Annotated in this window: 15 protein-coding genes; 13 read left to right on the forward strand and 2 right to left on the reverse strand. The window is 42.7% G+C overall.

Translation table 11 applies throughout. The features are described 5' to 3' along the window. Positions 1–169: 169 nt before the first annotated feature. The 5 genes from thiS to LK416_11630 all read left to right on the forward strand — a co-directional run bounded on the left by thiS (position 170) and on the right by LK416_11630 (position 3,854). Positions 170–364 carry a sulfur carrier protein ThiS gene (thiS, locus tag LK416_11610; GenBank protein ID UEA74289.1) on the forward strand — a complete coding sequence of 65 codons (195 nt, stop codon included), beginning with the start codon at positions 170–172 and terminating at the stop codon, positions 362–364. A gap of 3 nt (positions 365–367) precedes the next feature. Continuing rightward, entirely contained in the window at positions 368–1,021 is a 654-nt protein-coding gene (gene thiF, locus LK416_11615) for a sulfur carrier protein ThiS adenylyltransferase ThiF (protein ID UEA74290.1), read from the forward strand. Positions 1,022–1,242: 221 nt separating this feature from the next. Further along, positions 1,243–2,007, forward strand: coding sequence for a thiazole synthase (locus LK416_11620; GenBank protein UEA74291.1), 765 nt, complete (start codon positions 1,243–1,245; stop codon positions 2,005–2,007). Between the two features lie 13 nt (positions 2,008–2,020). Then, a complete protein-coding gene (thiH, locus tag LK416_11625; protein ID UEA74292.1) occupies positions 2,021–3,280 on the forward strand; it encodes a 2-iminoacetate synthase ThiH in 1,260 nt (419 codons plus the stop codon). Then, the gene (locus LK416_11630) at positions 3,273–3,854 is read left to right on the forward strand and encodes a thiamine phosphate synthase (protein ID UEA74293.1); all 582 of its coding nucleotides are present in this window, start codon (positions 3,273–3,275) and stop codon (positions 3,852–3,854) included. Before thiH ends, LK416_11630 begins: the two co-directional genes overlap by 8 nt. Here the strand turns inward: LK416_11630 and LK416_11635 are convergent. Continuing rightward, complete coding sequence (locus LK416_11635) at positions 3,841–4,428, reverse strand: GNAT family N-acetyltransferase (GenBank protein UEA74294.1); 588 nt, start codon at positions 4,426–4,428, stop codon at positions 3,841–3,843. The two genes, LK416_11630 and LK416_11635, sit on opposite strands and share 14 nt — an antisense overlap. Positions 4,429–4,753: 325 nt before the next feature. Here LK416_11635 and LK416_11640 point away from each other — a divergent pair, with 325 nt between their 5' ends. From LK416_11640 to LK416_11670, 7 genes are all read left to right on the forward strand, one after another. Further along, positions 4,754–5,374: a TetR/AcrR family transcriptional regulator gene (locus LK416_11640; protein UEA74295.1), complete on the forward strand. Its 621-nt coding sequence runs from the start codon at positions 4,754–4,756 to the stop codon at positions 5,372–5,374. Positions 5,375–5,460: 86 nt separating this feature from the next. Then, positions 5,461–6,390, forward strand: coding sequence for an acyl-CoA thioester hydrolase (locus tag LK416_11645; GenBank protein ID UEA74296.1), 930 nt, complete (start codon positions 5,461–5,463; stop codon positions 6,388–6,390). Between the two features lie 39 nt (positions 6,391–6,429). After that, positions 6,430–6,618, forward strand: coding sequence for a hypothetical protein (locus tag LK416_11650; GenBank protein ID UEA74297.1), 189 nt, complete (start codon positions 6,430–6,432; stop codon positions 6,616–6,618). Positions 6,619–6,683: 65 nt separating this feature from the next. Further along, positions 6,684–6,962: a type II toxin-antitoxin system Phd/YefM family antitoxin gene (locus tag LK416_11655; GenBank protein UEA74298.1), complete on the forward strand. Its 279-nt coding sequence runs from the start codon at positions 6,684–6,686 to the stop codon at positions 6,960–6,962. A gap of 2 nt (positions 6,963–6,964) precedes the next feature. Further along, positions 6,965–7,282, forward strand: coding sequence for a type II toxin-antitoxin system RelE/ParE family toxin (locus LK416_11660; protein UEA74299.1), 318 nt, complete (start codon positions 6,965–6,967; stop codon positions 7,280–7,282). A 118-nt stretch (positions 7,283–7,400) separates the two neighbouring features. After that, the gene (locus LK416_11665) at positions 7,401–8,387 is read left to right on the forward strand and encodes a hypothetical protein (GenBank protein UEA74300.1); all 987 of its coding nucleotides are present in this window, start codon (positions 7,401–7,403) and stop codon (positions 8,385–8,387) included. Between the two features lie 103 nt (positions 8,388–8,490). Continuing rightward, on the forward strand, positions 8,491–10,242 hold the full coding sequence (locus LK416_11670; protein ID UEA74301.1) for a phospho-sugar mutase: 1,752 nt from the start codon (positions 8,491–8,493) through the stop codon (positions 10,240–10,242). 470 nt (positions 10,243–10,712) lie between these two features. Here the strand turns inward: LK416_11670 and LK416_11675 are convergent, their stop codons facing one another. Then, entirely contained in the window at positions 10,713–10,928 is a 216-nt protein-coding gene (locus tag LK416_11675; GenBank protein ID UEA74302.1) for a cold-shock protein, read from the reverse strand. A gap of 280 nt (positions 10,929–11,208) precedes the next feature. On the opposite strand from LK416_11675, the gene LK416_11680 reads away from it, so the two are divergent. Beyond that, a complete protein-coding gene (locus LK416_11680; protein UEA74303.1) occupies positions 11,209–12,270 on the forward strand; it encodes a glycoside hydrolase family 5 protein in 1,062 nt (353 codons plus the stop codon). The last annotated feature ends 38 nt before the right edge of the window (positions 12,271–12,308 follow it).

Genomic DNA, 12,308 nt, shown 5'->3' on the forward strand with positions numbered 1-12,308 from the left:
AAATAATTTCATATGAATATTTGTGAACTGGGGGCACCACTTTTCACAAGGAAGATAACAGGCGCCGGATCATACCGTTATGGTTATATGATCCGGTGCCTTTTTGTGTTACAGGGCATATGTCCTGTAGTGCAAAAAATGTGTAATTATGAAAGATAGGAGAACATACATGGTAAAAATCAATGGTGAAGAAAAAGAGATTGCCGGTAAGAATCTTCTGGAATATTTGAAGGAAGCCGGATTTGAGCCGGAACGTGTCGTTGTAGAACGGAATCTCGACATTATTCCAAAAGATGGACTTGGCAATACGATCATTCAGGATGAAGATGTGATCGAAGTATTACGATTTGTTGGTGGAGGTTGAGACATGACAGAGATGCAGAAGAAAATGCAGGAGCTGATCTCACAGGAAGAACTGGATCGTGCATTTGATGCAAGATTTCTGAAAGAGATGCAGGTAAAGTTACGTGCGGCGAAGGTGGCTGTTGCAGGTATCGGTGGACTGGGGTCAAATATTGCAGTCATGCTTGCAAGAAGCGGCGTCGGACATTTGCTTCTGGTGGATTTCGATGTGGTGGATGTGACGAATCTCAATCGTCAGATGTACTTTATATCCCAGCTCGGGAAGCCGAAGACGGAAGCCCTGCTCGAAACCCTGTATCAGATCAATCCATATCTGACGTATGAGACCGTGCAGACGAAAGTAACACCGGACAATGTAAAGGAGTTATTCGGTGAATATCCTATCGTGTGTGAAGCATTTGACAAACCGGATCAGAAGGCAATGCTGGTGCGTGAACTACTGATGCAGTGTCCGGATGCAACTGTTGTATCAGGAAATGGCATGGCAGGGTATGCAGATACGAATGCGATACAAACCCGCCAGATGATGCGCCGCCTGTATGTGTGCGGAGATCAGAGCACCGATGTCGGCGACGGTATAGGACTCATCGCCCCACGGGTAGCTGCCTGCGCAGCTCATGAAGCAAACAAAGTATTACAATTGATAATGGAGAAATAAATGTTAGAGAAAATTGGAGATTACATGATACTCGGATGCCTTGATATACCAAAACAAGGGCATTTGAGTCCGCCGGTACTTGATGGCGCATAAGCGGCATCTTAGTACCGCTGCAGGACTCAACGAGCGGAAGCGTCCCTTGGTTGGTAATGTCAAGGTATACGAGTATTATAATATATATAACTCTAACATTTATTTCTCTGCAGAGAAAAGGAGACAACATGGAAGATAAATTCATCTTAGGCGGCAAGGAATTCAAGAGCCGTTTCATTTTAGGATCAGGCAAATACAACCTGAATCTGATCAAGGCAGCAGTCGAACAGGGAGGGGCAGAGATTATCACCCTTGCATTACGACGTGCAAATACACAGGAAAGTGAGAATATTCTGGACTATATTCCGGAAGGAGTTACCCTGCTTCCGAATACCTCCGGTGCAAGAAATGCCGAAGAGGCTGTCCGCATCGCAAGACTTAGCCGGGCAATGGGCTGCGGCAATTTTGTAAAGGTAGAGATCATGCGTGATGCAAAATACCTTTTTCCGGATAATTATGAGACTGTGAAAGCAACCGAGATCCTTGCAAAGGAAGGCTTCGTGGTACTGCCATATATGAATCCGGATTTAAATGTAGCAAGGGATCTTCAGAATGCAGGTGCGGCTGCTGTTATGCCGCTTGCAGCTCCGATTGGAAGTAATAAGGGGCTTGCGACAAAGGCTATGATCCAGGTATTGATCGATGAGATCGACCTGCCGATCATCGTGGATGCCGGCATCGGAAAACCATCTCAGGCATGTGAAGCGATGGAAATGGGTGCAGCTGCGATCATGGCAAATACAGCCATTGCAACAGCAGGTGATGTACCGGAGATGGCGGCAGCATTTAAGCTTGCAATCGAAGCCGGAAGAAAAGCATACCTGACCGGAATGGGACGTGTACTTGCAAGAGGCGGAAGTGCATCGGATCCTTTGACAGGTTTCTTGCGTTAGGGGGCAGTCGGAAATGAATGAAGAAAATCAGGTATATTTTGTTGACAGTGACAAGCTTCCACAGGAAGCGCTAGCGCGCAAGCATCGTCTGGAACAGGATGCATCGTTCCGGACAAATCATATGGAATATATGGAAGGCATGCAGGTGATCGATTCGGATATCAAGGACAAAGTACTTGCGGCTATGGATGCATATGACTATGATTCCTATACTGCGGCAGATGTAGAACGTGCGCTGTCACATGAGAGCTGTACGATCGAGGACTTTAAGGCATTGCTGTCACCGGCAGCAGCACCGTATCTGGAACAGATGGCAAGGAAAGCAGAGGAGATCACGAAGAATCATTTTGGAAATACGGTCTATATCTTCACACCGCTTTATATTGCAAACTATTGCCAGAACTACTGCATTTACTGTGGTTTCAACTGTTATAACAACATTCGCCGGAAGAAGCTGACGATGGAGGAGATCGAGCATGAGATGCAGGTTATTGCGCATACCGGCATGGAAGAAATTCTGATCCTGACAGGCGAGAGCCGGGCATATTCGGATGTTACATATATCGGGGAAGCGGTGAAGATCGCAAGAAAATATTTTAAGAATATCGGAATCGAGATCTACCCGGTAAATGTGGATGAATACAAATATCTGCATGAATGTGGTGTTGATTATGTGACTGTTTTTCAGGAGACATACAACACAGATAAATACGAGACCTTGCATCTGATGGGACATAAGCGTGTCTGGCCGTATCGTTTTGATGCGCAGGAGCGTGCGCTGATGGGCGGCATGCGTGGAGCCGGATTCTCAGCACTTCTGGGACTGGATGATTTCAGAAAGGATGCACTGGCGACAGCACTTCATGTCTACTATATCAACCGCAAATATCCTCATGCAGAATTATCATTGAGCTGTCCGCGTCTGCGTCCGATCGTGAATAATGAGAAGATCAATCCAAGGGATGTAGGTGAGAAGGAGCTCTGTCAGGTGCTCTGTGCATATCGGATGTTCCTGCCATTTGCCGGAATCACGGTATCGAGCCGTGAGAGCGCAACATTCCGAAACGGAATCGCAAAGATCTGTGCAACGAAGGTTTCTGCCGGAGTATCGACCGGTATCGGTGATCATGAAGAAAAATACGAGGGCAAAGAGGATGAGGATGTAGGAGATGAGCAGTTCGAGATCAACGATGATCGTTCCTTTGCATCCATGTATCAGGATATGGAGAAGGGCGGCTTACAGCCGGTCTTAAACGATTATATCTATGTGTAAATGTTATGAGCATGCGATCGTGATCACCAATCGCGCGCTGGTAAACGGAGACTTTCTGGAACAGCTTCAAAAGGTCGCTCAGGTGCATCCACATGCATTGATCCTGCGGGAAAAAGATCTGCCGGATGCAGAATATGAGAAGCTTGCAGCGAAGGTTTTAGAAATATACAAAACGGCAGGCATACCTGTCTTTCTACATTCCAGAATGGAGATTGCAGAACGGCTTGGCTGTGAGAATATTCATTTGTCGATTCCTGTGTTGCAGGATTTGTCAGATGTCTGGCGTGATGCACTGACAACGAATTTTAAAGAGATCAGTGTGTCCTGTCACAGCATGGAGGATGTCGAGCTTGCAGTTAAGAGCGGAGCGACACAGATCGTGCTTGGAACGATATTTGAGACAGAATGTAAGAAAGGGCTGAAGGGCAGAGGGCTGGAATTTGTTCGTGAGATCTGTGCGAATTGTCCGGTTCCGGTATATGCGATCGGTGGTATCAATGAAGAACGCCTGCTACAGGTGATGGAAGCCGGTGCGGCAGGCGGTTGTATGATGTCCGGATTTATGCGGATGTAGGGAGATATGCCATGGTATACAGCGTGATATCATGTGCCATCTTCTTCTCGGCAGTTTTCGTCATGCCGCAATGTTCGTATTTGACAACCTTTTGGATGTTGTCGGTGTCAAGAATGCAGGGGCAGCCACGTTTGGCGGCTTCTGCAAATGGCAGCTCCAGAACCTTCTTCATGAAGCCCTGTCCCTGGTAAGCCTGTAAGACGACTACCATCGAGATGGCGATATAATCTTTTTCTTTGCGGTATAATTTCTTATATTGCTCGTTTGATCCGGTTGCGATATTTAATAATGATTTAAATGGAATCTCGCACAGCATTCTCCAGATCATATGTAGGGCAGGCCCGAGTGGCTGTCTGGTATTCTTATCCCAGTATGCAAGGAAGCCTTCATATTTTTCGGAGGTTGCATATAATGTACCCATCCGGTAGTAGAATTCAGTAATGATCTCGAAAGATTTGACGAGGTCATCATGTGGTATCGTCTCGGCAATTCCGGGAGATGCGGCAAATGCTTCCCCGATCAGTCTGCCGTATTTTGCTATATCTTCTGGTGACCAGTTTTCGATCTTTATCATGTTTTACCTCCTAAATTTCCTTTCAATATGTTTGAAAAGCCAGTATGGTTTCCATAATCTGAAAGTTTGCTGTTTATGAGTTTCACATATCGTTCGATCAATGTATTCAAAAAAATGATATCTCTGCAACGTAGAATATACCATTTTTTGAAATGTGAGTTATAACTCATATTATGTATGGCTGTAGAATATCACGCCGGGATTTTGCTGTCAATAGAAATGTGAGTATATACTCATGTTTTATTGACTTTATTTTATTATATGCTTATACTGGAAACAGTAAAACTATATGAACGGAATTGTTTTTTACATAAAGGAGTAACACATGCCGGAAGAAATTCGTATCCCAAAACAGAAAAGAAGTATTGAGAAAAAAGAAGCACTGAAGAAAGCGGCGGTCGAGCTGTTCTCGACAAAAGGGTTTCATAATACCAGCAGTAATGAGATTGCAAAGAAAGCAAATGTGTCGATCGGCACATTTTACAGCTATTTTGTTGATAAGAAGTCGTTATATGAGGAATTGATCACGGATCTTTATAATGAGTCTTTGCAGGAGATCACGATTATGGATGTATCTGAAATCACATCTCCACGGGAATTTGTCAGAAGATACGTTGCTCTGATCCTGCATAATCATGAACATATGACGGCATTCCAGAAGGAGATATCCGCCTTATCCCTGCAGTATGATGATTTGCACGAACTGGAAGCGAAGGCGCGTGCAGGTGCATTTCAGACATTTTTCTCGCTGCTTGAGACAAATAAAAAAATGCTCAGAATCTCTGATCTTAAGACCACATCCCTGATCCTTCAATGTGCATTGGAGTCCGTTGTGCATGAGGTGACTTTCTATGAAAATGACTATGATAAAGAAAAAGTCATCGATGCGCTTACGGATCTGATCTGCCGATATTGTATTGCAGATGAATATGATAAGAAAATGTAAGAAAGTGTGGAATCTGGCAGTCATTTAGAGTATACTGTCCATGGATGTTAGAATATACTAACTTGTGTTAGGGACAGGAGAACAACATGAAAAAACAATTTTTTGAAAACGAAAAAGATGGATTTTATGGAACGTATTACGAAAATCCCAAAGGGGCAGATTGTGCCGTGATCGGATTATTTGGGGATGATCCGAATGATTATATGGCGAAATGTGGAGCAAAATGGCTTCACAGACAGGGCGTAAATGCTATGTGTGTATCTCCGGGCAGAAAAAATTACAGTCATGTCAACAACCCTCTGGAAAGGATTCAGACCGCGATAAAGTGGTTACAGGCTCATGGAAACCGGAAGATCGGTATCATGGGAATGAGCACGGCTGGAATGGATGCGATCGTTGCAGCATCTTATTTCCCGGATATTACGATGACGATCGGACTTACTGCCAGTGATTTTGTATGGCAGGGATTTGAACAGGGAGAAAAGGATGGATGTAAGGAATGGCCGATACCGAATGCATCCACACTTTCATGGCAGGGAAAGCCGCTGCCTTATATGCCATTTGTCTATGAACATCCGGTGTATTGGCAGAAGATTGAGGAGGAAACAAAAGGCTCCGGTGATATCACACGGTCGACCCGGTTGTTTATAGATTCGGAAAAGGCAAGACCGCATACAGAGGAAGAAATGGTAAAGGTCGAGAATATAAAAGGCCGCTTATTCCTGATCGGTGCGGATGATGACAGCTTCTGGGAGGCCGGCAAATATGTCCGCCGTATGGATCAGCGTTTAAAGGAACGTCCACATACATGTGAATACGATGCTCTTGTTTATGAACATGGTACTCACTTTGTATTGCCGGAAACTTTGCTTCGGATCGCACTTCCGGTTGGACTCAAATTTGTATTGAAATTTGTCTTTAAGGCTGCAAAAGATTATCCAAAGGAATGTGAGGCAACCAGAAAAGATATTGACCGCAGATTGTCCGCAGCGTTAAAGGAGTGGACAGCGGATTAATATCCGTATTTGCTCTTATTTTTCATCAGGAGGGTCACAGTGATAATAAGGGTTATTAGCTCAGCAGCACTGATGGCACACCAGATTCCGTTGATCCCAAGTTATAAATGGAAAGAGATCATTGAGTATTCCGCTCTTATTGATCTACGGATTTATCATTGCTGTATATTCGTATGGGTTTGTTCGATTTCGGAAAACGAAGAAACGAAGAAATCCTGCAGGCAGTAAAACACATTGGACAAATAGACATATTATGATATAATTTGCATATAATATAAACGGAGGTGGTTTTTATGTTAACATTAAAGGAATCAATCAGACCATCGGCTGATTTAAGAAACCATTATAATGATATTTCAAAACAATGTAAGGAAAATAAAGAAGCGGTAATTATTACAGTAAATGGCAGAGGTGATACGGTAGCCCTCTCATATGAAGAATATAAAAATATGAAAGCTCGTATAGAGTTACTTGAAATATTAGCTGAGGCAGAGGATGATATAAAAAATAATCGTGTTGCACCGATAACTGAAACATTTGATGATTTGCGTAGAATGCTTCAGGAGGGCTAAGTATGGAATATGAGGTAATACGAACTGATACTGCGGATGCAGGAATTAGAAAAATAATTTTATATATAGCTCAGAATTTTGGCAATGAAGTAGCTTTGGAACAACTTGATTATATAGAGAAAAAAATTCTTGAACTTGGAAATGATCCATATATTGGAACAGATCCAAGATACCTTGTTCTTAAACGACAAGGATATAAAGTCCTTATACTAAAAAAGGATCTGGTTTTTTATAAAATTAATGAAGAGAATAAAACGGTTATTGTATATGCGGTAGTGGATGGCAGACAAGACTATTTGAATATAATACGTGGATTATAGAAAGTGCGCAAATTTTCTGGACAGAAATTAAGAATGAATTTGAAGGTTCCCTCATACAATTACTTATCGGGATTTCCGATTCATACAAAGTATGAAGACAATTCAAGGAGGGGATTTTTTGTCTGAGAAAATGAGTGAAGTCTACGAAGCATATGACATGGAAATACTGGGTGCCGTCAGAGGCCGGGGATCTATGATCCTGAAAACGGATCAGGGAATCAGGCAGATATCTCCATTTGACGGCAGCGAGGAACGGCTGGAGCAGGAGCGGGAATTTAAGGAAAATCTGTATGAGACAGGATTTCACCATATTGACCGCTGCGTGCCGAACCGGGAAGGAGAGCTGATCACCTGCGACCGCTACGGGAATCCATATGTGATGCGGGAATATTTTGAGGGACGGGAATGTAATCCCGGAAGTATCTGCGATCTGAATCAGGCGGCTGCAAATCTTGCGATATTTCATATCCGGGGGCGTGAGCTGTATGCAAAAGAGGGGAGAACGTATGCGTACCGTGAGCCGGGCAACTTCAGACGAAAAACGCAGGAAATGAAAAAAATCCGGAGCTTTATCTCAAAGCGTCCGACGAAGAATGATTTTGAGCTCTTATATATAGAAGCGTATGACGCATTTTACAGACAGGCAATCGACTGCCAGGCGATGATGGATGCCTGCGACCGGACAAATATTGCCGGGCATATCGGATATTGCCATGGAGCATATAATTACCATAGTGTGTTATTTTGCGGGGGGTATCTGGCGACTGTGAATTTCGACCGGTTTCATGTCGGATATCAGTTGATCGACTTATATCAGTTCATCCGGAAGGTCATGGAAAAGAATAATTATAACTTCAATATGGCGGTGAAGATCATAGAAGAATACGATCGTATTCTGCCGCTTACCGGAGAAGATTATCGATATATCTACATATTATATAGTTATCCGGAGAAGTTCTGGAAGGTCAGCAATCGTTATATGAACTCCAGAAAATGCTGGATTTCCCCTGCAAATCTTGAAAAACTCAGTAAACTTATAACAGATGAACAAGAAAAGCAGAAATTTTTAAGTGATTTTTGCAATCATTATGGGTTCACAAGTTAGGAATTTGAATGTATAATGTCATGTGTGAGAAAATCTAACTTTGGGATTTAGGAAATATATTAAGTGTAATGTTTTAAAGGAACGCACAGGAGGAAATATTAAAATGAGCGAACGCAATTATATGGAAGTATATGAGCAGTGGGTCAACAATCCATTATTTGGTCAGGAGACCAAGGATGAACTTCTTTCAATCAAGGATGATCCAAAAGAGATAGAAGAAAGATTCTACTGTGATCTGGTATTTGGTACTGCAGGACTTCGTGGTATCATCGGTGCCGGAACAAACAGAATGAACAAGTACGTTGTCCGTAAAGCAACACAGGGTCTTGCAAATTATATCATCAAGCAGGGCAAACAGGATAAGGGTGTTGCTATTGCATATGATTCCAGAAGAATGTCACCGGAGTTTTCCATGGAAGCAGCATTATGTCTTGCAGCAAATGGAATCAAGGCATACAGATTCGAGTCTTTACGTCCGACACCGGAGCTGTCATTTGCAGTTCGCTATCTGGATTGTGTAGCAGGTATTAATGTAACAGCCAGTCATAACCCACCGGAGTACAATGGTTATAAAGTATACTGGGAAGACGGTGCGCAGATCACACCTCCACATGATACAGGAATCATGGCAGAGGTTAAGGCCATTACAGATTTTGCGGATACTAAGACAATGGAAATGATCGATGCGATCAAAGCAGGACTTCTGGTAACGATCGGTGCAGAAGTTGATGATGCATATATGGGCGAACTGAAGAAGCTGGTTCTTCATCAGGATGCTATTGATAAATATGGTAAGGATCTGAAGATCGTATATACACCACTTCATGGTACCGGAAATATTCCTGCAAGAAGAATTCTTTCTGATCTTGGATTTGAAAATGTATATGTTGTTCCGGAACAGGAACTTCCGGATGGTAACTTCCCAACAGTTGATTACCCAAATCCGGAAGCAAAGGAAGCATTTACCCTTGCTCTTGATCTTGCAAAGAAAGTAGATGCAGACCTCGTTCTTGCAACTGATCCGGATGCAGACAGACTGGGTGTATATGCAAAGGATTCCAAGACAGGTGAATATAAGGTATTTACCGGTAACATGTCAGGAAGTCTTCTGTGTGAATATGAAGTAAGTCAGATGAAAGCACGCGATGGCAAGCTGCCGGAGGATGGTGCGATCATTAAGACGATCGTTACAACAAACATGGTTGATGCGATCGCAAAATATTACAATACAGACCTGATCGAGTGCTTCACAGGTTTCAAGAACATCGGACGTGAGATCTTACGTTTCGAGCAGGAAGGAAAGGGAACTTACCTCTTTGGTTTCGAAGAGAGCTACGGCTGTCTGATCGGAACACATGCAAGAGATAAGGATGCCATCGTAGCAACAATGGCACTTTGCGAAGCTGCTGCATTCTATAAAGGACAGGGTAAGACTTTATGGGATGTTATGATGGATATGTATGAGAAATACGGCTACTATGTAGATGATATCAAGACAGTAACTTTGAAGGGTGTAGAAGGTTCAAAGAAGATCGGACATATCATGAATGTGCTTCGTGACAATACACCGGCAGAGATCGCCGGATATAAGACAAAGGTTGTTCGTGACTACCGTCTGGAGACGATCAAGAACCTTGAGACCGGTGAAACTGTTAAGACCGGTATGCCGAACTCAAATGTTCTCTACTATGAATTAGAGAATGATGCATGGCTTGCAGTAAGACCATCCGGTACAGAGCCAAAGATCAAGTTCTACTATGGAATCAAGGGCAGCTCGTATGATGAGGCTCAGAAGATGTCCGCAGAAGCAGGCGACAAGATCATGGATCTGATCTATGATATTTTAGAGAAATAATAAAAGTTTAATTTAAATATAAAACACAGGGATTGCCCCTGTACAGACCATAAGCCCCATTATAATATGACATCAGCGAAGGTTTCGTCGTGAAATGCATATTGCCAGTAAATACGAGCGCTTGTCTGAGCCAACGTTTAGTTGGCGAGTTAGCGCAGGAGTATTTACGAATCAGGCATATGCATTGAACAGAAACCATAGCGAGTCATTTATAATGGGGCTTATGGTCTGTACAGGGGCAATCCCTGTGTTTTCTGTTAAAAAAGAAGGGCACAATGTCCCTAAAATATCAAAATGAAAATAGCCTTGATCTGTAAATGTTAGATATCGATATCTTAGAGAAATAATAAAAGAAAAACTTAATAAAAGACTGAGGCTCTATATAATTTATGAAGCAGACCTGTTCGAACGAAAGTGTTCTGCGGAATAAATTGATATAGAGCCTCAGCCTTTTTATTCAAAGTAGAAAATTATTTAACGATTACAACGTTAGTAGCTCTTGTTCTTGAACCACCCTTAGGATCTTCCTCTGTGTCGAATGTAACCTGCTGACCTTCAACAAGTGTCTTATATCCTTCACCCTGGATAGCTGAGAAATGAACGAATACATCTCCGCTTCCGTCATTGTTTGAGATAAATCCATAACCTTTTTCTGCGTTAAACCATTTTACTGTACCGTTGTTCATGTGGGTACCTCCTTATATATTTCTTGCTTGTACCCAATGAAAACGTGCATCATTTATGAGAGAAATACGATTAAAACCTTAATCCATACGTCCGCTTAAAAGCGATTACATAGTTAATCTTGAATACGCTCTCATAATAGTATGGGCGCACCTATTTGTCAAGAAAAACAAGGTAAAAATAATGATAAAATCCGGTAAAAAATGATCCATGGGTTCTTGGCAGAAAAGAAAAAGTAGGGTACTATAAATACAGAAAAATGCAAAAACAGGAGGAGAGCGTATGAGAAAGGGAAAACGTCTGATTGCATGGATCATGGCAGTTGTTATGCTGTTTACAATCTGTGTATTTGGTGGAAATGGAACGGCGGAAGCGGCAGCTACAACACCGGTTGCAAAGCATGGAAGACTGTCTGTAAAGGGAGCAGACCTGGTCGACAGTAAGGGAAATAAATTCCAGCTTCGCGGTATCAGCACACATGGAATCAACTGGGATGTCGGATCGCCATATGTGAATAAGAAAGCATTCAAGACGCTTCGTGATGACTGGGGCGTGAATGCGATCCGGTTGGCAATGTATACCGAAGAATACAATGGCTATTGCAGTGGCGGCAGTCAGGCAAAGCTTCGGAAACTGGTGGATAAAGGTGTCGGGTATGCGACTGATCTTGGTATGTATGCGATCATCGACTGGCATATCTTAAGTGACGGAAACCCGAATAAGAACAAGTCACAGGCGAAGAAATTCTTTACCACGATGGCAAAGAAATATAAGAACAATAAAAATGTTATTTATGAGATCTGCAATGAGCCAAATGGCTGTAGCTGGAAAGAGATCAAATCCTATGCGACAGACATTATCAAAACGATCCGCAAATACGACAAGAAAGCAGTTATTATCGTGGGAACACCAACCTGGTCACAGCTTGGAACGGATGGAACGTCAAATGAAGTTGCAGACAGCCCGATCAAGGGATATAAGAATATCATGTACTCCCTGCATTTCTACGCAAGTGAGTGGGCGCACAATGAATATCTTCCGGCAAAGGTTGCTTATGCAAGAAAGAAGAAGCTTCCAATCATTGTATCTGAGTTTGGTTTATCACCGGCCAGTGGCGACGGAGCCATTAACAAGGCATCCGCAGACAAATGGATGAAGCTGCTTAACAAATATAACATCAGTTATTTCTGTTGGAGCCTCAGTAATAAGAACGAGTCGGCATCTTTGCTTAAGCCATCAACAAAGAAAACCTCCGGCTGGAAGTCAGGTGACTTATCCACAGCAGGAAAGTATATCAAGAAGAAATATCTTGCGAGAAAGAAAGCTCTTGGCAAGAAAGCATAGTGATCATGTATATGAGATAAACAGTAATATCGGCAAAC

This window comes from Lachnospiraceae bacterium GAM79 (assembly GCA_020735665.1).
GTDB lineage: Bacteria > Bacillota > Clostridia > Lachnospirales > Lachnospiraceae > Coprococcus.